The 20676-nt window shown below is 66.8% G+C and carries 14 protein-coding genes and 3 pseudogenes; 10 read left to right on the top strand and 7 right to left on the bottom strand.

Going from position 1 to position 20676, the window contains the following annotated elements:
• Positions 1 to 8271: SDR family NAD(P)-dependent oxidoreductase (locus ABH937_RS37405; RefSeq protein WP_370220785.1), on the bottom strand; the 8271-nt coding region annotated here is incomplete at its 3' end.
• Between the two features lie 468 nt (positions 8272 to 8739).
• Between ABH937_RS37405 and ABH937_RS37400 the strand changes: the two genes are divergently transcribed.
• From ABH937_RS37400 to ABH937_RS37380, 5 genes are all read left to right on the top strand, one after another.
• Complete coding sequence (locus ABH937_RS37400; protein ID WP_370220784.1) at positions 8740 to 10347, top strand: aspartate aminotransferase family protein; 1608 nt, start codon at positions 8740 to 8742, stop codon at positions 10345 to 10347.
• A 14-nt stretch (positions 10348 to 10361) separates the two neighbouring features.
• Entirely contained in the window at positions 10362 to 10583 is a 222-nt protein-coding gene (locus ABH937_RS37395) for a DUF5988 family protein (RefSeq protein ID WP_280694850.1), read from the top strand.
• A 348-nt stretch (positions 10584 to 10931) separates the two neighbouring features.
• On the top strand, positions 10932 to 11600 hold the full coding sequence (locus ABH937_RS37390; protein ID WP_280694849.1) for a 4'-phosphopantetheinyl transferase: 669 nt from the start codon (positions 10932 to 10934) through the stop codon (positions 11598 to 11600).
• 213 nt (positions 11601 to 11813) lie between these two features.
• Positions 11814 to 12665 carry an NAD(P)H-binding protein gene (locus tag ABH937_RS37385; protein ID WP_280694848.1) on the top strand — a complete coding sequence of 284 codons (852 nt, stop codon included), beginning with the start codon at positions 11814 to 11816 and terminating at the stop codon, positions 12663 to 12665.
• A gap of 93 nt (positions 12666 to 12758) precedes the next feature.
• Positions 12759 to 13154, top strand: coding sequence for a nuclear transport factor 2 family protein (locus ABH937_RS37380; protein ID WP_280694847.1), 396 nt, complete (start codon positions 12759 to 12761; stop codon positions 13152 to 13154).
• Between the two features lie 464 nt (positions 13155 to 13618).
• Here ABH937_RS37380 and ABH937_RS37375 read toward each other — a convergent pair whose 3' ends face one another.
• Entirely contained in the window at positions 13619 to 14539 is a 921-nt protein-coding gene (locus ABH937_RS37375; RefSeq protein WP_280694845.1) for an ETX/MTX2 family pore-forming toxin, read from the bottom strand.
• A gap of 1910 nt (positions 14540 to 16449) precedes the next feature.
• Between ABH937_RS37375 and ABH937_RS37370 the strand changes: the two are divergent.
• Positions 16450 to 16893, top strand: a pseudogene (locus tag ABH937_RS37370) (DUF4158 domain-containing protein); the annotation flags it as partial.
• Between the two features lie 79 nt (positions 16894 to 16972).
• On the top strand, positions 16973 to 17116 hold the full coding sequence (locus ABH937_RS37365; RefSeq protein WP_370220786.1) for a hypothetical protein: 144 nt from the start codon (positions 16973 to 16975) through the stop codon (positions 17114 to 17116).
• Between the two features lie 68 nt (positions 17117 to 17184).
• Here ABH937_RS37365 and ABH937_RS37360 read toward each other — a convergent pair whose 3' ends face one another.
• Together ABH937_RS37360 and ABH937_RS37355 are read right to left on the bottom strand one after the other, a co-directional pair.
• A complete protein-coding gene (locus ABH937_RS37360; protein ID WP_280694843.1) occupies positions 17185 to 17334 on the bottom strand; it encodes a hypothetical protein in 150 nt (49 codons plus the stop codon).
• Positions 17304 to 17807, bottom strand: coding sequence for a recombinase family protein (locus ABH937_RS37355; protein ID WP_280694842.1), 504 nt, complete (start codon positions 17805 to 17807; stop codon positions 17304 to 17306). Before ABH937_RS37355 ends, ABH937_RS37360 begins: the two co-directional genes overlap by 31 nt.
• Before the next feature lie 403 nt (positions 17808 to 18210).
• Here ABH937_RS37355 and ABH937_RS37350 point away from each other — a divergent pair, with 403 nt between their 5' ends.
• Both ABH937_RS37350 and ABH937_RS37345 read left to right on the top strand, forming a co-directional pair.
• A complete protein-coding gene (locus ABH937_RS37350; RefSeq protein WP_280694841.1) occupies positions 18211 to 18837 on the top strand; it encodes an RICIN domain-containing protein in 627 nt (208 codons plus the stop codon).
• A gap of 32 nt (positions 18838 to 18869) precedes the next feature.
• On the top strand, positions 18870 to 19001 hold the full coding sequence (locus ABH937_RS37345; RefSeq protein WP_280694840.1) for a hypothetical protein: 132 nt from the start codon (positions 18870 to 18872) through the stop codon (positions 18999 to 19001).
• Positions 19002 to 19161: 160 nt separating this feature from the next.
• Here ABH937_RS37345 and ABH937_RS37340 read toward each other — a convergent pair.
• From ABH937_RS37340 to ABH937_RS37330, 3 genes and pseudogenes are all read right to left on the bottom strand, one after another.
• A pseudogene (locus ABH937_RS37340) lies at positions 19162 to 19383 on the bottom strand (site-specific integrase); the annotation flags it as partial.
• A 58-nt stretch (positions 19384 to 19441) separates the two neighbouring features.
• Entirely contained in the window at positions 19442 to 20107 is a 666-nt protein-coding gene (locus tag ABH937_RS37335; RefSeq protein ID WP_370147049.1) for a Tn3 family transposase, read from the bottom strand.
• A pseudogene (locus ABH937_RS37330) lies at positions 20104 to 20280 on the bottom strand (Tn3 family transposase); the annotation flags it as partial. The pseudogene ABH937_RS37330 and the gene ABH937_RS37335, both read right to left, overlap by 4 nt.
• A 28-nt stretch (positions 20281 to 20308) precedes the next feature.
• Between ABH937_RS37330 and ABH937_RS37325 the strand changes: the two are divergent.
• Positions 20309 to 20602 carry a hypothetical protein gene (locus ABH937_RS37325; protein WP_280694839.1) on the top strand — a complete coding sequence of 98 codons (294 nt, stop codon included), beginning with the start codon at positions 20309 to 20311 and terminating at the stop codon, positions 20600 to 20602.
• Positions 20603 to 20676 lie beyond the last annotated feature (74 nt).

Raw genomic sequence — 20676 nt, 5'->3', positions numbered from 1 at the left:
GTCAACACCCGAATCCACCAACCCCCAAAGACCCTCCGGCGAACCCACACCACCCGGATACCGACACGCCATCCCCACCACCGCAACCGGCTCATCGTTCACGCCCGTGGACGGTGCCAGGGCTCTTCGCCCTGACCCCACGACCTGGTCCAGCAAGTGTCTTGCCAGCGCGTCAGGGTTGGGATGGTCGAAGATCACCGTGGACGGCAGCCGCAGCCCGGTCGCGCTGTTGAGCCGGTTGCGCAGTTCGACGGCGGTGAGTGAGTCGAAGCCCTGTTCTCTGAACGCCCGGGCGGTGTCGATGTCGTCACCTGAGACGTGTCCCAGTGCCAAAGCGGCGGCGGCGCGCACGAGGTCGAGTACGGCGCCGGGCTGTTCCTCGGCGGGCAGCGCGGCGATGTCGGCCGGCCAATCGCCGCCGTCACGGGTGCCTGAGGTGGGTGCGGCGCGGCGCGCACGGACGAGGCCTCGCCAGATGGAAGGCGGAAGGCCGGAGCCGGCCATGGCCCTGCTCGGATTCAGATCGGCGGGCACCAGGGGCGTGTCGCCACTGGTCAGTGCCTGGTCGAACAGTCGCAGCCCCTGCTCCGCGGTGAGCGGTGTGACACCGCTTCGGGTCCACCGGGCCACGTCGCCCTCGGACAGCGCGCCGGCCAGGCCTGACCGCATGTCCCACAGTCCCCAGGCCAGGGACTGGGCGGGCAGTGCGTGGTGGCGGCGGTGGTGGGCGAGGGCGTCCAGGAAGGTGTTGGCGGCCGCGTAGTTGGCCTGTCCCGGGGCACCGATGACTCCGGCAATGGAGGAGTACATGATGAACGCCGACAAGCCTGCGTTCTCGGTCAACTCGTGCAAGTTCCACGCACCATCGACCTTGGGCCGCATCACAGCCTCCAGCTGAGCCGGAGTCAGCGACGTGAGCGTGGCATCCTCCAGGACACCCGCGGTATGAATCACAACACTCAGCGGATGCTCCTCGGGCACCGTGGCGAGCAAAGCAGCCAGCACCTGACGGTCCGCAGCATCGACCGCGACGATACGGACCTCGGCACCCAGCCCAGCCAACTCCTCCCCCAACGCTTCAGCGCCCGGACTGTCGAGACCCCGCCGACTGAGAAGCAGCAGATGACGCACGCCGTACTCCACGACAAGGTGCCTGGCCAAAACCGCCCCCAAAGCACCCGTACCACCCGAGATCAACACCGTGCCGGCCGGGTTGGGCTCGAGCGGGTCCGTGCGCCGTTTTGTGGTACGGGCCAGCCTCGGGACGTGGAACTGTCCGTCTCGGACGGCGACTTGCGGTTCGCCGGTGGCGACCGCGCGGGGGATCAGCGTCTGCGCGTCGCCGCGCCCGTCGAGATCGACCAGAACAACCCGGTCGGGGTGTTCCGTCTGGGCTGTGCGCACCAGGCCCCACAGCGGTGCGTGGGCCAGGTCGGCCACGTCGTCGTCGGGCAGCACGGCGACGGCGCGGGTCGTCACGAGAACGAGCCGAGACCGTGCGAACCGCTCGTCGTCCAGCCATTGCTGGAGCAGTTCCAGCACTCGGGCGGTGGCGGCGTGTGCGGCGGCGGGCAACAGGTCGTGGCTGGGCTCGAGCGTCGTCACCACGAGATCGGCGGGAGTGGCGGCGGAGAGGTCGTCGTCGGTCAGGTCCGTTCGGCTGCTCGCGGGGACGGCGGGTGCGGGCACCATGGGCCACTGGACCGTGAACAGCAGGTTGTCGCGCCCGGCCGTGGCGAGCATGCTCTTGGCGACGGGGCGCAGTGTGAGGGATGCCACGGTCACGACGGGGGCGCCGGCCTTGTCGGTGATGGTCAGCGCGACTGTGTCCGGGCCGGTGGGCGTGATCCGTACCTGGAGCGCGGTGGCTCCTGCCGCGTGCAGCCGGATACCGGCCATGGAGAACGGTAACTGGATCTCCTGGGGGTTCTGCGGAGCGGCCAGATGGGGCAGCAGCGGGTGCAACGCGGCGTCGAGCAGCGCGGGGTGCAGGCCGAAACGGGTGGCGTGATCGTGGTGCTCTTCGGGCAGCTCCACATCGGCGAAGTGTTCGTCGCTCAGCCGCCAGTGGGCCCGCAATCCCTGGAACGTGGGACCGTAGTTGTATCCGAGGTCGAGCAGGGCGGCGTAGGCGGCGTCGACGGGCTGCGGGACCGCGCCGGCGGGCGGCCACTGGCCCACGTGCCCGGCCGTCGGCTGGTCAGCGGAGGGCGACAGGACGCCGGTGGCGTGTTGCGTCCACGGTCGTGCCGGGTCCTCAGTGGCTGGGCGCGCGTGGATGGTGAACGGCCGGGAGCCGCCGTCATCGGGGTCGGCGACCCTGACCTGGATGCGTACGGTGCCTTGCTCGGGCAGCGCCAGCGGCGCTTCGAGGGTCAGCTCGTCGACCGTGTCGATGCCCGCGCGTTCTCCCGCGGCGAAGGCCAGCTCGAGGAAGGCTGTGGCGGGCAGCAGGACGGTGCCTTCGACGACGTGGTCGGACAGCCAAGGATGCGTTCGCAGGGACAGCTGGCCGGTGAGGACCATCCCGCCGCCGGCCACGTCCACCGCCGCGCCGAGCAGCGGGTGCTCGGCGGGGTCGAGCCCAAGGCCGTGGGCGTCGGAGCGAGTGCTGGGGGCCAGCCAGTAGTGGTCGCCCTGGAATGCGTACGTCGGCAGGTCGACCGTGCGGCCGCCCTCGACGCGCTCGCGCCAGTCGACGTGTACGCCATTGACGTGGGCCTCGGCGAGCGAGGTCAGTACGCGGGTGAGTCCGCCGTCGCCGCGGCGGATCGAGCCGATGACGCTCGCGTCGGCGTCCGTGGTGGCGAGCGTGTCCGCGATGCTCGTGGTGAGCAAGGGGTGAGGGCTGCACTCGAGGAAGACGTCGTGGCCCAGGCGCGACAGCGCCCGCACCGACTCCTCGAGGCGGACCGTACGGCGCAGGTTTTCGTACCAGTAGTGGGCGTCGAGCGGAGTTTCGCCGAGCCAGTCGCCGGTGACGGTGGAGAAGAACGGGATCCGGCTCTCGTGGGTCTCAAGGCCGGCGAGTTCCTGGAGGAGGGTGTCGCGGATCAGCTCGACCTGGGCACAGTGGGACGCGAAGTCCACGGGGATCTTCTTCGCTCTGATGCCGTCCTGGGTGCAGGCGGCGATCAGTTGGTCGAGGGCGTCGCGCTGACCTGACAGGACCACCGTGGAGGGCCCGTTGACGGCGGCGACGGAGATCTTCTCCCCCCACTGCTCGATGCGGCTCATCACCACGTCGTGCGGTGCGGTGAGCGACACCATCGCGCCTTGGCCGGACAGCGCGCGGGCGATGACCTGGCTGCGGACCGCGACCACCTTGGCCGCGTCGGCGAGCGAGAGGGCGCCTGCGACGCAGGCCGCCGCAATCTCGCCTTGGGAGTGGCCCAGGATCGCCGACGGTTCCAGGCCGTGGATTCGCCACACCTCGGCGAGTGCCACCATGACCGCCCAGAGCGCGGGTTGGGCAACATCGACCCGGTCGAACCCGGGCGCGCCGTCGGCGGCGTGCAGCACGTCGCGCAGTGACCAGGTGATGTACGGCGCGAGTGCGAGTTCGCACTGGGCGATCCGGTCGGCGAAGGCCGGTGAGGTGTCGAGCAGTTCGGCGCCCATCCCCGCCCATTGGGATCCCTGGCCGGGGAAGACCAGGACGGACTTGCGCTCGCGGCTGCCGTTGTAGTGGCCGTGGACGACGCCGGGCAGAGGGGTGCCGTCGGCGATCGCGCGCAGTCCGGCACGCAGGTTGTCGGTGTCGGTGCCGATGACGACGGCGCGGTGTTCGAGGGTGGAGCGCCGGGTCGCGAGGGAGTAGGCGAGATCGAGGGGTGCGGCGGTGTGGGTGTCCAGGTGGGCGAGGAGCGTGTAGGCCTGTGCGCGCAGTGCGTGCGCGCTGCGGGCGGAAAGCAGCCACGGCACGGTCCGCGCGGGCGCCGGCTCGCCGTCTGGCGCGTGGTCGGGGGCCTGCTGGAGGATGACGTGCGCGTTGGTCCCGCTGATCCCGAACGAGGAGACCGCGGCCCGTCTGGGTGTGCCGGTCTGCGGCCACTGCCGATCCTCGCTTACCACGGCGGCCGCACCAGATGTCCAGTCCACGCGGGGCGTCGGCTGATCGACGTGCAGCGTGGCCGGCACAAGGCTGTGCCGGATGGCCTCGACCATCTTGATCACGCCGCCGATGCCGGCCGCTGCCTGGGTATGCCCGATGTTGGACTTCAGCGCGCCGAGCAGTACCGGTTCCCGCCCCTGCCGGTCGCGCCCGTAGGTCGCCAGAATCGACTCGGCCTCGATGGGGTCGCCCAGCGTGGTGCCGGTGCCGTGTGCCTCGACGACGTCGATGTCGCGGGTGGTGAGTCCGGCGTCGGCGAGTGCCTGGCGGATCACGCGCTGCTGCGACAGGCCGCGTGGGGCGGTCAGGCCGTTGGATGCGCCGTCGGAGTTGATCGCGCAGCCCTTGACGAGCGCGAGGACCTGGTGGCCGTGCCGGCGGGCGTCGCCGAGCCGCTCCACCACCAGTAGGCCGGCGCCCTCCGACCACGCTGTGCCGTCAGCGGCAGCGGCGAAGGCCTTGCAGCGCCCGTCCGGCGACAGTCCCTGCTGGCGGGAGAACTCCAGGAACATGCCGGGGTTGGACATGACTGCCACCCCGCCTGCGAGGGCGAGAGCGCACTCACCGCGTCGCAGCGACTGCACGGCCATCTGCAGGGCGACCAGGGATGAGGAGCAGGCCGTGTCCACGGTGATCGCGGGGCCGACGAAACCGAACTGGTAGGCGATGCGCCCGGACATCACGCTGGCCGTGTTGCCGGTGAGCAGATGCCCTTCGACGCTTTCCGTGGCGTCGTGCATCCGCGGGCCGTAGTCGCCGGCCGTCGCACCGATGAACACGCCCGTGGGAGTGTCGCGCAGCTCCCGCGGGACCAGCCCGGCCCGTTCCAGCGCCTCCCAGGCGATTTCCAGCAGCAGCCGCTGCTGTGGGTCCATCGCGGTCGCCTCACGCGGGGAGATGTCAAAGAATTCGGCGTCGAACCTGCCGACGTCGTGCAGGAAGCCGCCCTCGCGCACATAGCTCTTGCCGGAGCGCTCGTGGTCCTGGTCGTAGATGTCCTCGTCCCACCCCCGGTCGGTGGGGAACGCCGAGATGGCATCACGGTGGTCGGCCACCAGCCGCCACAGGTCCTCGGGTGACATGATGCCGCCGGGGTATCGGCAGGCCATGCCGACGATGGCGATCGGCTCGTCACAGCCGGACGGCTTGGGCAGGTCCTCGTCGCGGTCCTCGGCGCCCCGCAGCTCGGCGGCGATGAAGTCCACCAGCGCGCTGGGCGTCGGGTGGTCGAACAGGAGGCCGGTCGGCAGTCGCAGTCCGGTCGCGTCGATGAGGTTTTCGCGCAGTTCCACCGTCATCAGTGAGCTGAACCCGAGATCCCGGAATGAGAGGTCCGTCTCGATCGGCCGGCTGGGCGGGTAGCCCAGGACCGCGGCGACGTGCGCTGTCACGAGCTCGGCCACCGCGTGCTCACGCGCCGGCGACGACGGTGCGGGCTCCCTGGCGGGAGGGGGTTCGCCGCGACCGCCCGCAGGGGAACTGTCCGCCCCGACCGCAGGCGGGTCCGTTACCCAGTACCGCTCGCGCTGAAAGGCATACGTCGGCAGGTCGATCCGGTGTGCCCCGGTATTGGCGTACACAGCGTCCCAGTCCACCGCCACCCCGCGCACGAACGCTCGTGCGAGTGCTGCGCCGATCGTGCGCTCCTCGGGCTTGCCGAAGCGCAACGCGGGTTCGACCTCGACCCGGTTGCGGTCGAGCACGCTCTCGGTCACCATCGGCGAGCACACCCCGTCGGGCCCCAGTTCGATGACGGTGCGTACGCCCTCGGCTTCCATGGTGCGCACGGCCGCCATGAACCGCACCGGCCGGCGGACCTGGTCGACCCAGTAGTGGGGGGATGCCAGCAGTTCGGGCGGAGCGATCTCTCCCGTCACCGTGGAGACGATGGGGATACCGGAGCGGTGGAACGACAGCGGGGTGACAGTCCTGCGGAACTCGTCGAGCATCGCGTCCATGTGCGGTGAGTGGAACGCGTGACTGACCGTCAGTTGCTTGGTCTTGTGCCCCTTGGACCGCAGGACGGCCGCGACGCCAAGCACCGCTTCGGTGTCGCCGGACAAGACGACGGAGGCGGGGCTGTTCACCGCCGCGACGACCACCCGCCCCTGCCAGTTGGCCAGTGCCGAGATCACATCGGCTTCGCAGGCCTGTACCGCGACCATGGAGCCGCCGGCCGGCAACGCCTGCATCAGCCGCCCACGGGCGGCCACCAGCGAGCACGCGTCGGCCAGCGAGAGCACGCCGGCGACATGGGCAGCGGCCACCTCACCGACCGAGTGCCCGGTGAGGAAGCCCGGGCGCACCCACCACGACTCGAACAGGCGGAACAACGCCACCTCGACCGCGAACAGCGCGGGCTGCGTGTAGCCGGTCTGATCGAGTTCGTCGCCCGAGGCGATGACCTCCCGCAGTGGACGCTCCAGCAGCGGGTCGAGCTGCGCGCACACCTCGTCGAAGGCCGACGCGAACACCGGAAAGGCCGCATACAGCTCCGCCCCCATGCCCGTGCGCTGCGCGCCTTGCCCGGAGAACACCATGCCCAGCAGGCCACCCGCCTCCGTGCCCGACACCACCCCGGCCGCAGGTGTACCCGACGCCAAAGCCTCCAGTCCCGCCAGCAGTTCGGCGCGGTCGGCGGCCAGGACGACACCCCGGTGACCGAACTGAGACCGGGTGGAGACCGACGACCTGCCAACGTCGGCCACGCCCACGTGGCTGTGTGCCGCGACGAACCGGGCCAGACTGGCGCCCTGGGCTCGCATCGCGGCCATCCCCCGACCGGAAACCACCACCGGCAGCACCGCGGCCGGGTGTGGCCGTCCCGCCACCTGCCCAACGGCCACGCTCGCCGGTGCCTCGGTGACTATGACGTGGCAGTTGCTGCCCCCCATGCCGAATGAACTCACACCGCCGATCAACGGGCGGTCCGGGTGGGGCCAGTCGTTCAGGCGGTCGTTGACCGACAGGTTGAGCTCGTCGAGTGGGATCTTCGGGTTGCACGTACGAAAGTTGAGGCTCGCCGGCAGCAGACGGTGGCTGATGGACAGGATCAGCTTGATGAGACCGGCTATACCGGCAGCGCCTTCGAGGTGCCCGATGTTGGTCTTGACAGAGCCCACCCTCAGGGGATCCCCGGCCGCCTTCAGACGGCCGAGCGCCGCACCCAGCGCGGCCGCCTCGATCGGGTCGCCCAACGGCGTGCCGGTGCCGTGCAGCTCGACGTACTGCACCTCCTGCGGGGCCACCTCGGCCCGCCGCTGAGCCAGGCGAAGCACCTGCTCCTGTGCGGCGGGACTGGGTACGGTCAGTCCCGTGGTCGCGCCGTCGCTGTTGACCGCGCTGGCGAGAATCACGCCGTGGATGCGGTCACCGTCGGCGACGGCCAAGCTCAGCGGTTTGAGTACGACCACGCCGGCGCCCTCGCCGCGCACATAGCCGTTGGCCCGGGCATCGAAGGTGAAGCAGCGGCCCTCCGGGGACAGCCCGCCGAACCGCTCAGCGCCCAGCACACCCTCCACGAGGATGTTGAGGTTGACCCCTGCCGCGAGGGCCAGGTCGGATTCTCCGTTGCGCAGGCTCTCGCAGGCTAGATGGACGGCTACCAGCGAGGACGACTGGCAAGTGTCAACGGTGAAGCTGGGGCCGCGCAGCCCGAGCACGTACGACACCCGGTTGGCGAGGATGCCACGGTGCGTGCCGGTGACGGTGTGCTGAGTGATGGCCGCGGAGCCCTGCTGATACAGCAGGCTCGTGTAGTCCTCGCGGATGGTGCCGACGATGACGGCGGTCTGGCTGCCCTCCAAGCTCGCCGGGACGATCCCGGCGTCCTCCAGCGCTTCCCAGGCGAGTTCCAGGAGCAACCGCTGCTGCGGATCCATGACGACGGCCTCGCGAGGTGAGACGCCGAAGAAGGCGGCGTCGAAACCCGCGATGTCGTCGAGGAACCCTCCCAACCGCATCTCGCTTCGGGCGTCAGCCGCGATCGACTCGCGCCGGTGCGCGGGCATCTGCGCGATGACGTCTCGGCCCTCGCGCAACAGTTCCCAGAAGGCGGCGGGACCGGACGCCCTGGGCACTCGGCAGGACAGGCCGACCACAGCGATCGGCTCGGGCTGGTCCCGCCGCAAGCAGGCGGAGTGTCGCTCGATCGTCATTTCGTTCGACTGCCCTTCTTCTGCCGGAAATCACTTTCGGCCGCATTGAACGTATCACGGGTTCATTCTCCGACGGCCGGAAATAGTCTACGGACGGTAACCAGATGTTCGATCAAGAAAATTACCAGCTGATGACCGGCGGACTTCAGAGGTGTCGCCGAATCAATTTTCGGACTCACTCGGAAGATCGTGGTAACCAGGCAATCTAGCTTCATTCAGAACGCAGAGGAGAGAGCCGTTACCGACCTATTACGTCGGAATCGTGCAGCACGAAGACACCAGTGATACCTTCTCACTGGATGCAGATATTCGACGCTGCCGGGAGAGGCACGGAACCGGGTTTCACTCCCAGTAGTTGAGCGCACCTCCGGCGTGGCGTGCTCCGCCTTGAAGCGCACAGCCGTTCATTGGCGAGCTGTCAGAGAGAGCGCAGACGGATCCACACGATACGAGAAGGCAGGGCAGAAGATGAACCCGGTGATCGAGGAGCTCGAGCTGTCAGAACCGCATTTGGCAGCATGGCTGTCCTCGGTGGGACTTGGGGTCGAGTATGTTCGTGCCCAAGGAAACACTCTCTTCTATCGCGGCACTCAGGGGGACGAAGTCCCCGTGCTCGACCTGGCCGGCGGCTACGGATCGACGATACTCGGGCACAACAACCCCGAGCTGGTGGGCTACGCAAAGCGTTTGCTCGACGAAGGGACGCCGATCCATGCCCAGTTCTCCAGGCATCCCTACGCGAACACCCTCGCCACGAAGGTCAACTCCATCATCCGACGCGAACTCGGAACCGAAGATCCCTATTCGGCGATCTTTTCCAACAGTGGGGCAGAGGCTGTCGAAGCGGCGATCAAGCACGCCGAGCTCGACCGGACGATGAAGTTGGCCGCGCTCACTGAAGACATCGAAGCCAACATCGAGAGGGCACATACCGCTGTCCGCAATGGTGCCTGGATAATTCCCGAGGATGTTTCTGCGGTACTCGGTTCGGACTGGAAAGCGTCGGATGACGCCGGACTCGACCGCCTGGTGGCAGGAATCAAGCGTGTCAACAGCGAACGGCTAGTCGGTCCGCCGGTATTCATAGCCCCAGAAGGGTCCTTCCACGGAAAGTTGATCGGCAGCGTCCAGCTCACCCACAACATCGGATTCCGGGCCCCCTTCTCCTCACTGGCCACGCACTGCCGGTTCGTCTCTCTGGATCAGCCCGAGGCCCTGGCGAAAGTCATCGACGAAGAAAAGAGAGTCCTGCTCGATTTATCGCTCGACTACGGAGTAGTGCGGGTAATCGAACGCAGTCTACCGATATTCGGCGCCTTCGTGCTGGAGCCTGTCCAGGGCGAGGCCGGCATCAGAATGCTCGACCCGGCGGCCGTGCGACAGATCCGGCAGGCATGCGCGACGATCGACTGCCCGATCGTCGTCGACGAAGTGCAAAGCGGGATGGGCCGCACCGGTGCCTTCTTCGCCAGCTCGCACATCGGCCTCCAAGGCGACTACTACACTCTGGCCAAGAGCCTGGGTGGAGGGATCGCCAAAGCCGCCATGACGCTGGTAAGGGGATCGCGCTACCGTAAGGAGTTCGAACTCGTCCACAGTTCGACCTTCGCCAAGGACAGCTTTTCCACTCTGATCGCCAGCCGGACAGTGGACCTTCTCGAAGCACACGACGGGAAGGCATACCGACTGGCCGAGGAACGGGGAAAACGACTCCTGACGATGCTGGGCGCATTGGGAGCGGAGTTCGGCACCGTCGTCAAGGACGTTCGCGGCAAGGGCCTGATGATCGGCCTGGAATTCCACGACCAATCCGACTCCCCCTCGGAGATCATCCGCGAACAGGCACGTGCGGGAGTGCTTGGCTACCTCCTCGCCGGATACCTCCTGCGGGCACAAGCCATCCGGATATTTCCGACCGCCAGCGCCACGAACACACTGCGATTCGAGCCGTCCGTCTACTTGACCGACGCCGAGATCGATCACGTAGAAACCGGACTGCGCGCTCTGATGACCACACTCCAGAACCAGGACGGCGAGAGCCTGCTTCATGCAAGAGCGGACCAGTACGACCACTGACAAGGACAACGACCATGCACGCCACGGCAGAACCCAACGCCTACCTCGCAGGCGGCCGCAGGGACTTCCCCCAGGCCAATCGCCTCATCCACCTCGATCCCCCCGACCAGGACAAGACCGCCCTGACCTGGTGCGGCAGCAACGAGCACTTCGTCCTCACCGAGGAGACCGTCGAACATGACGGCCACCAAATCGCGCTCTACCGCTGGGCATACCGCACCAGCATCGCCGAATAGCCGGCAGCGCGTTCCCACCCGACGACACTGCGGCGCCTTGACATGGGAAGCAGTAGACCGGGACGGGCATCCCTGAGGGCCTCAGAAGAATCCGGCGAGCGGACGTGTGCCGACCGGGATACCCGCCTGGCGCCGTCCACCACCTCATCGGCGGCGCCCTCCTGCAGCGATCGCAGGCGCCCATCGGCGGACGAACCTCCATGGAGCCCCGGGCAGCCAAGCTCTCTCGGCCACCCCGCGGTCTTCCCCATAGCAGCCGCACCCGGGGCCCTTGAGCCCACCGATCTTACGAACAGCCAGTGCAGACCTACCAGCTGGTCGGGTAGGAAGCCGTGCTTGGAGGTAACGATGCTCGAGGGCCTCCTGCCTGGCGTCGTCCGCTGCGCTGAAGAGTACGGCGAGGTGACACAGCTCTTCCTGTTCCCCGAAGAGTGGGCCGTGATCGCGCGAGCCGTGATCGCGCGCCGCGACGAGTTCGCGGCGGTACGGTCCTGCGCGCGCCAGGCGTTGGCCGAGATCGGTATCGCGCCGCAGCCGATCCTCCCCGGCCAGGGCGGCGCGCCACGCTGGCCCAAGGGCGTGGTGGGTAGTATGACGCACTGTTCGGGATACCGGGCCGCCGCCGTGGCACGCGACTCACAGGTAGCCGCCCTCGGCATCGACGCCGAGTGTGCCGTGCCGCTGAAACCGGGGATCCTCGACGCTGTGGCCTCCTCCCGCGAGCGATCACGAATCCGCGCCCTCGCCGCCAGCCTGCCCCATCACCCTTGGGACACCCTGCTGTTCAGCGCCAAGGAAGCGGTCTACAAGAGCCTGTATCCGGGCAACCTCCGCCAACTCGATTTCCTGGACGCGGAGATCGACCTCGATCCCGACGCGGGCACCTTCCAGGCCCGGCTGACAGTAAACGGACTAACGGTGGGCGGGATCGCTGTGACCCGGGTGCCTGGCCGCTGGGCGGTGCAGCGCGGCTTCGTCCTCACCGCGGTGGCGCTACAGGGCCCAGGCCCGTACTGACCATGAGCGTTGTTGCAACGGAGGTTTGACCATGGCGAACACTTCCCGATGTGCGCTGGGGCCTCTGGCGACCTGGGATCGGCCGACTTCCAGGCCCCTTGAACACCGCGATCCGCCGCCACCAGATCGGTCAGCTGTGCTCTGGTGACCCCGATAGTTCGACAGGCCCCCAGGGAGCAGGGAACTATCAATAACGAATCAACTGATGGGCTGGTGAAGGAAAAAATGAGGGACACTGTTCTGGTGCTGGGGGGCACAGGAAAGACTGGACGTCGCGTAGCACGCCAACTCGCTGAACGCCGCCGTCCGGTCAAGGCCGCCTCCCGCTCGGGCGAACAATTCTTCGACTGGCAGGACAGCGAGACCTGGGCCGACGCCGTCGAAGGCGTCGAGTCCGTGTACGTGGTGGACGAACAGGGTCCCCACGCAGCTGAGCTGCTAGCCGACTTCGCCAAACTCGCCACACGCAAGGAAGTCAGGCGCTTCGTGCTGTTATCCGCGCGGGCGGTCGAGCAGTGGTCGCACGACGAGTCGATGTTCGCCACCGAGCGAGCCGTACAGGAATCTGGCGTGGGTTGGACAATTCTGCGGCCATCCTGGTTCGCGCAAAACTTCAGCGAGGAGCCCTTGCTGTCCGATGGCATCAACGCCGGCGAACTCGTGCTGCCGCTTTGGACTGGATCCGAACCGTTCATCAACGCCGAGGACATCGCAGCCGTAGCCGTGGCCGCGCTTACCGAGGATAGCCATGAGGGCGAAATCTACCGCCTCTCCGGACCGAGGCTCATGACGTTCGGCGATTGCGTAAAGGAAATCTCGGAGGCTACCGGGCGGGAGATCCGCCAGGTCAAGGCATCTCATGAGGAGTATGTCGAGCATCTCGTCCAGCTAGGCTATCCACGAGAGATCGGCGATTACGTGAACGGACTGTTCGACACGATCCGGATTGGCCAGACCGCCTATCTTTCCGACGGCGTGCAGCGCGTGCTCGGCCGCGAGCCTCGCGACTTCTCCCAGTACGTTGCCGAAACTTTGTGGCCGACCCCCGTGCCCGACCAGGGGTAAAGGCTGTTCAGTAGGCGGATCGACTTCTGGAACGGCGGATTTGGAGGCACATGCCTCTTCGTGTCACCCAAATAGCAGAGGAAGGATTGACTAATGACGGCGGAAGTCAACGGTGCCGGCCCAGTCAGCGACCTGGAAGATGTCCTGGAACGCTTCAGTGAGGCGTTCAACTCCGGCAATGTAGAGGCGGTTAACGCTCTGTATTCTGAGGAAGCCGTGGCGGTGTGGGACCCAGGCATTCCCCTATCCGGCCGGGCCCGACTGGACAGGGCTACTGAGTTCATGTCATATGGCCCGGCCATCGAGGCGACAGTCCGGCAGTCGCTCGTAGCCGGCGATACAGCGATGGTGATTGTCGATTGGTCCATGCAGACCACCGGTGCAGATGGTAAGCCCGAGCATCTGAAAGGGGTCGCGGTGGATATCCTGCGGCGAGATAACGACGGTAATTGGCGCTACCTCATCGATTATCCGTATGCCGCCCAGTAGTCCGCATGGTCCAGATGGTCAGTCTGTTGGCTAGTCAGCTTGAACGTGTGATATCAGCTTGATCGTGAGCCGATTTCCCGTGATCGGGCCGCCACCTGTGAGATCGCTCTTTGAGATCTGCCGCGTCCCGTCCTGACGTGCGTGTTCGCGATGTTCGTACCACAGACGCCCTCGCCGGCATCGCTCCACTCAGCGACTTGCTCGCACTTCCTAATCGGTGAGTAGGAGGCGGGCAGGCCAGCGGCGACGCAGCGGCAGTGATCGTCAGTGCCAACTCACCTTTGGTCACGAAGCCCCGATCATCGGTGCTTGGCATCGGCCCCTGCTCGGTGCCCATCGCCTGCGACGCAGGGGGCACGGCGTTTCCGCTTCGGTGAGATGTCGGTGGTGTGTGGACAACACCTGCGAGAAGGGCGGGAATCCTGCGCTCGTGATCTCGCCCGCAACACCCCCGACATGCAAGATCAGTGGGCGGCCGAGTCCTGCGGGGTGGCGATGGTGTACCGGTACGAGGAGGGAGTCGTGGCAATCGCCTTGGAATCGCCGTTCCCTTCAGGGCTGTATGACACGTCAACATACATATTGGTGCCGTAAGTGGCGGTGTACGTGGCTTCGCCATCGAAGTGGACCGTCTTGTTCACCGTGTCAACTGTGATCCCATCGGGCAGGGCCGGAGCGCCGACCTTCTGAGGTCCGTACCGTGTATTCGGCCCAAGGATGTCGGCCAGCTCGCCCTGAAATCCAGAGACCTGGGTCGTTGGCATGCCGCTGAGGTCGGCCCGGAGGTGCAGTGACCCGGTGGTGTCGACCTGCTGCAGCGTTACGCTGACATCGGCCTGGGTATGAGCGGGAAGGAAGATATTCTGAGGCGGTGCCATGTACGTCTCTCCCGTAGTTGTGCTCTCTGTGTCGGTACTGCTGAAGTTGACCGTCGTACTCAGTTCGCCGCCTGCTTGGACCGGCCCAAAATTGACCGTGGCGATAACCTTGGCGCCCAGCTGGACACCGTTAGTTACCGACGTGCTGAGCGTCTGCTTAATTTCCTTGCTGAACGACGCAGACGACAGCGTTTGGTCCCGATCGCTATCGTTCGTCAAGGTCGCTGAGCCTATGTACCAGGTGTCACCCAGCGTTGTAGTCGGAGTGCCCTCCGGCTCGGCTGAGACGTTACTGGCAACGATCGGGCTGGTGTCCACCGGGCCCAGATAGCCCGAACACCAGCTGGCGCAGTTAAAATAGTACGGGAGCTGCTGGGTTGCGACCTGGTCCAGTTGGACCATGCCCGTGGCGGCGTGGGCCGCACCCGGCGTCAGAAGCGATATGCCGAATGCGAGCGGCGCGATTGCGGACACTGCCTTGACTGCCTTGATTTTAGTGAGATCCATGATGAAACTCCTGTCGATGAAGGAACGAAATGCGTTTAAATTCCTTGTTGAGCCGAAATTAGTTGACCCCTTGCCGCCGAGGCTTGCGACCTGTGCAGACGTCCCGGAAAAGGCGACAGTAAGCTAATTTCGGCTCAATACTTCGCTGCGTCCATTCGGGTTGATGTGCGCGGCCTTATCCAACCCGCAGCGGATGACTCGCGAAATCCTCTGACTGGACGAGCGAGCGGTGGATGAGCGGCCGCTCCAATGCGCAGCACTCGCCGCGGACCTCCACGCAGCCGAGCGTCGCGCTCAGGTCGTCTCTCTTCGCTCGGCGAAGAGCTGCGCACTCAGCGGCCCGACATGCAGCGCGGACGGGCCGAGCTGGTACATCGGACAGGTGGGTCCGCGGGCCCACAGCCCATCCTGGCAGCTATCGGAGCCAGACCCCATCGGGGGCGGTTGCAGGGTGTCTCAGAGGCATGGCTCGACCTCACCGTGGCGAGGTGGGTTCGGTTGGGGAACCTGAAAATGTAGTACGGCTCTTGGATCTCCGGGGAGAGGGGCTCACGAACGGTGATGCTGATCTAACGACCCGGTGTAGCCGGCGCTCTTCAGGAGTGGTCGGCATTGGTCACGAGGTCGCCCTGGGGAGGCGAGGCGGTCACCTGGTTTCCCATCTGATGGCTCTCGCTGACGATCGGGATGTGAAGGCTCCCCAGTTGCTGGCCTGCATGGTTGCCGTCTAGTCGCCGGGGAGCTGGAAGAGGAACCGCCAGTTGGAAGACGGTTGGCACCATCGGTGGGGCCGGTGGGGTGGAGCCAGTGGCTTCCAGGAGCTTGGCGTCGGGGTAGAGCAAGTGGATACGGGCGACCGCGCCGTTGGGAAAGCCAAGGAACCGCACGGTGACGGACGATGTGGATGGGATGCTGCCGTGTCGGCACGCTGAGGCCAGTCGGCACGCCGTGGCGCTGGCGGCGGTGCCGAGGGTGCACACAGGCCGTAACGGCGTCCGCGGTAGCCAGATTGACGATACGTCTGTTCATGGCTCCTTCTATCGACATGCCAGTTCTTGCACATCACGCTTTCTGATGCGCTGCTTGATGAGACTGCGCGGGGTGGATCACGCCCCTCTCACCCTTAAGTATCGCTGAGGGCCTCGAGAGCATGGCAAGCACTGATGTAACTTCAGCCAACGCCAGCACTATTGGAGTTGGATCTAAAGCTACGTCGGACTTCGATCCGTCGGAAGCGACGAAAGTCGATGCGATCACCCTGCCTTCGGCAGAGCCGACACCGACGCCGGGAATGGTTGAGCCCCGCCCACTGCCCAGACGACCCGCCGCCGGGTTGAGCCGCGCGGCGCACTAGTGTTCGCTGCCTGCTCCGCCTGGCCGGCCACCTCTCAGGACGTACAGCGAAGGTGGCAGGTGGCCGTCGGTCGCCGGTGGCGTCCCACTGTGTGCAACACCGTTGCGTTTGACTCCTGTTGGGGTTGTCAAGGCTCCCGTCCTTGATCATCTGGATGTCGAGGGTGTACGCCTGGGATGGTCGATTTCAACGAGAAGTAGCCCGTTTCCGCCTGCCATCTTGGGTGGTAATGCGCAATCAGGGCGCCCGGCCCGGTACTTCCGGCGCAGATGGTGGTCAGGAAGGAGCCGTCCGGCAGCGGACGGCGCACCGAGGGTCGCCGCTTGCGGGTTGAGCGCACCAGGAACGAGACGCGCCGGTCCCTGCCACGGTCCCCAGGAAGTCCACGGCGTCGTAGTTCGCCGGTGCCGTCCGGGCCGAAGGCCGCGCCGAGGAGCGCACGGGTGCCGCACTCGATTCGGGGTGCCGTTAACGACCGTGTCATGAGCCGCATATGCGGGTGATCTTTGGTCGTTTGTCCGCGTTGACCTGGGGTTGTCCGGCATGATGCGGGGCCATGGGGCGGCAGCCGGTGGGCATGGACGCGCTGGTGGAGCACTGGACGGTGCTCGATGACGAGGCGGACCTGGTCGCGGGGAAACGCGGCGGGACACGGGTGGGCTTCGCGCTGCTGCTGAAGTTCTACACCCGGCAGGGCCGGTTCCCGCGTGGCCGGGCGGACTTCCCGGACGAGGTGGTGGAGTTCGTCGCCCGGCAGATGAACGTGCCGGCCGCCGACTTCGAGTCCTACGAGTGGTCTGGGCGGACGATCGAGTACCACCGTGCCCAGATCCGCGAGCACCTGGGCTTTCGGGTGTGCTCGGTGCAGGACGCGGAGAAGCTGACGGCTTGGCTGGCCGGCAACGTCGCGCACGCCGAGCGGAACGCGGACCGGGTGCGCGAGGAGCTGTTGAAGCGGTGCCGGGAGGAGTTCATCGAGCCTCCGGCGCCGGACCGGATCACGCGGATGGTCCGCTTTCGCCCTGCACACCGCGGAGGAGACCTGGTTCACCACGGTCTTCGCCCGGCTGCCCGAGCCGGTGCGGGAGCGGGTGCTGGCCCTGGTGGCGACCGCGCCCGAAGTGGCCGAGGACGCGGACGGCGCCGAGGGCGACCAGGACGAGGACTCGGTGCTGGTGCTGGTCGGGGTCCCGGTAGTACTCGCCGAAAAAACAACGAAGTAGGCGCTGACCTGGCCATTTGACGTGGAATTGGTTGGCTATGCGGCCATCGCCTAGTTCAGGGGCCCGGTTCACATCCTGGTGGCCTCGTCGTGTTCGCGCAGCATCCGCATGACGGTGGCAACTGACGGGTGTTGGCCCTTCTTCTTGCCAGTGGTGATGACGAGCCGGGAAGCGATGTCGCGCAGGCTCATCTGCTGCTCGCGCAGGTGGAGGGCCATGGACAGCATGGCCTCGTCGGTGACATGCGCGCGCCGATGGTCTTGCCGCGCCGGCGGGCGGATTCGTGGCCTTCGAGGGTGCGGTCGCGGATGTACTCGCGTTCCATGCCGGACAGCGCGGCCAGTACGGTGAACACCACCCCGGATGGGTCGTGCGAGCCCTTCAGCTCCCCAGTGAGGAACTCCAGGCCGACATCGCGGGCCTTGAGGTCCTCGGCGAGCGCGGCGAGTTCGATGCCGCGGCCGAGCCGCTTGTGCTCGTGGACGACGAGGGTGACGTGCACACCGGAGGCGCGCAGTTCGCCGGCGAGGGTGACGGCCGCGTCCAGTTCGGGCCGCTTGGTGGCGCGCGTGGAGGTCTTCTCCGCGAAGATCCGGGTCGCCCCGGCCTCGGCTAGGGAGTCGAGCTGCGAGTCCAGGGACTGCCGCGCGGTCGATGCGCGGGCGTATCCGAGGCGGACGTGCCTACCCACCGGTAATCGAACCGGAAGTCCGTACCAGGCAGCACCGCTGGGCAATCCTTCCGGCCAAAGTTCCGGAAGTTCGTCGTGCTCTTCTTCGTGGTGCTCACGTCGGCACCAGTGTTTTGCTGTACGCGATCAAGCAACGACCGGCCGCGGTCAAGGACAGCGGGCGGTCCTCGCCGGCACCCAGGGGGACTACATCGATGGGTTAGCTACGCTCTTGGCATGCCGCTCACGCCGGTCTTTCAACGGCGTGTCACTAGACGGTCGGCATAGTTGATCACATCCCGCCGGGCCCCACCCCGCGGGGCTGTTCCATGGCTATTGGCATGCGCATGCCCGTAGTGGTCACTGATGGACCGTCAGGGGCCGTGTCAGCACGCACTCCCTCCCAGGAACTAAGGAGAAGATCATGCACTCTGCCACCAAGACCGCGCTTCGCGCCCTGGCCCACCTCCAGCGACGCGGATCCGCCAGGAGCAGCGCGCGAGGCCGCGTCGCCGCCGCTGCGGGTGTCGCCGCAGCCCTCCTCGCAGTGCTGCCCGGGGCGACGGCTTCGGCCGCCTCACATGCCTTGCCGAAGGCCCAGAGCACGGGCAGGGTTGCAGTCCCCGCTCAGGATGGCGCGGCGCATCACCTCTACAACCTGAACTCGGGCCTGTGTCTCAACGTTTCGGGCTACAGCCAGAGCCCCAGCTCCAGCACCCAGATCTGGAACTGTCTCAGCCCGTCCGCGGAGCAATGGCAGCTCCGCGGCGACGGCACCATCTTCAACCCGAACTCCGGCCTGTGCCTCAACGTCAACAACTACGCCACCAGCCCCAGCAGCCCGACCGAGCTCTGGGGCTGCAACGGCAACCCCGCGGAGCAGTGGCAGCTCCGCGGCGACGGCACCATCTTCAACCCGAACTCCGGCCTGTGCCTCAACGTCAACAACTACGCCACCAGCCCCAGTAGCCCGACCGAGCTCTGGTACTGCCAAGGCCAGCCCTCGGAGCAGTGGGTCACGTTCGACCTGCCCCAACTGCCGGCCGCATAGCCTGCCGGGGGTTGGGAGGAGATGAACGTGACGTGCGTCAGGGCATGCCCTGGCGCACGTCGCGTTCATCTCCTCCCAACCAGTTGACCCGGCCGACCATGCGGCGCTGGGCCGTTCTCTACTGGGCGCTGGCCACGTTCGGCATGCCGCTCTCCTTCCCCTGACTCTGGTGCCCGGGCAGCGGCCCGGGCACCAGCTCCACGACGCCCGGCTCCGCCGGTGCCGCCCCGCTCGGCCCTTCGGGCGTTTCCACGGCCAGTGCGAGGGAGCGTGCTCGGTCAGCGCCGTGCACACGGCCTTGCTGATCGTCGCCCGGTGTGCGAGGTAACCCGCCAGCAGGACGCCGGTCGGCGCGGAGTACGGGACGACGCGCTCCAGCCGGTTCTTGGTCGTCTCAGCGCGCACCCGCAGGGTTCGGTGGGCCGGGTCGAGGTCGTAGGTACGCAGCGAGCACAGCTCCTCCCGACGCAGCGCGGCGTCGTAGGCGAGCGCGAGCATCACGCGGTTGCGGACCGGCTCCTCGGCGGCGACCGTGAGGACGTCCATCCACTGCTGTTCGGTGGGAATCCACGGCAACCTCGTCAGCCTCGGAACGAGGCCGCGATCATGCCCGCCGCGCCGGCGGCCGGGCGTGTAGCGGCCTCGGCCGACCGGGTTGGAGTCGCGCTGCCCGTCCTCCATGAGGAAGTCGTAGAACAGCCGGACCGGCACCAGGCGCTGCTGAATGGTGGCGTTGGCCAGGCCCGAGCCCGAGTCGATCGAGACCACGTTCGCGCCCCGGCGGCTCGGCCGAGATGTCAACTCCCTTACATAGACGGCGATGTGTGCTCGATTGGCGGTCAGCGGGTCGACGTTCTCCCGCTCGCACACCTCCAGGTACTCGGCCAGCCCCCGGGCGTAGGCGTCGATCGTCCGGGGCGCCCGGCCCAGGTCGCTCCACACCTGCAACCACCCGGCCGCTTGCTCGTGCCGGCCGAGTACCGGCCACTTCTCCTCCAGTAGCACCGTGCCCAACACATCTCCTCAGTCCGTGGTCGTACCGCAGGGAGATGATCTCCACTGCGGTCAGATTCCACGTAACTGATACGAAGATGGCCTTCTGGGCGCGGCCGATCTCCAGCATGGCCTGGTAGGCAGGGTGGGAGGCGGCGCGGGTGAAGCGCGACAGGATCGCTTCGGTGGAGGCGGTGCCGGTGCGGATCGCGGTGGCGTACTTGATGACCTGGTCCCAGTTGGCGGCGATCACCTCCCAGCGGATCGGGCGGGTCATCGCCGCCGCCAGGTTCGGTAGGCCCCGCTCTCCCCAGCGGCCGGCCGGTAGAGCTTGACCCGGTTGATCTGCTTGATGCGGGGCAGCAGGTCGACGTTCAGCAGCCGCGTGATCCCAAAGCCAATTTCGGACTGGCCATGGCTGTCCACGTAGTTGCCTTCGAGGTTCATCGTGGTGCCGTGCTGCGACTACCGCCGATAGATGACACATACCGACGATGACTGTCACCATGATCGCTTGGCTGCCGGGGGAGAAATGACGGGTCTGCGCCTGTTCCGGGTTGACGGCGGGTCTGCCGAGGAAGTTGTCGGCTCGGAGGTGGAGCTGGAGCGGCATCTCCAGACCTTGATCGAGCAGAACATGGACACCATGCTCAGCGTGCGGTTCCTCGCCTCGGAGTATTCCACCGGACCGGTCCACGGTGGCCGGATCGACTCACTGGGTCTCGACGAGGACGGCAGCCCGGTCGTGGTCGAGTTTACCGACCGCGGGTAGTGCCGCCCGTGATGTCCGTCTGGGCCTGTGACTTGGGCGTCGCGGGCTCGTTTACCGACCGTGTCCGGAGCGCC

The sequence above is a fragment of the Kitasatospora sp. GAS1066B genome, assembly GCF_041262605.1.
Classification (GTDB): domain Bacteria; phylum Actinomycetota; class Actinomycetes; order Streptomycetales; family Streptomycetaceae; genus Kitasatospora.
The sequence above is the reverse complement of the archived record's forward strand: the minus strand, read 5'-3'. Positions and strand labels throughout refer to the sequence as shown.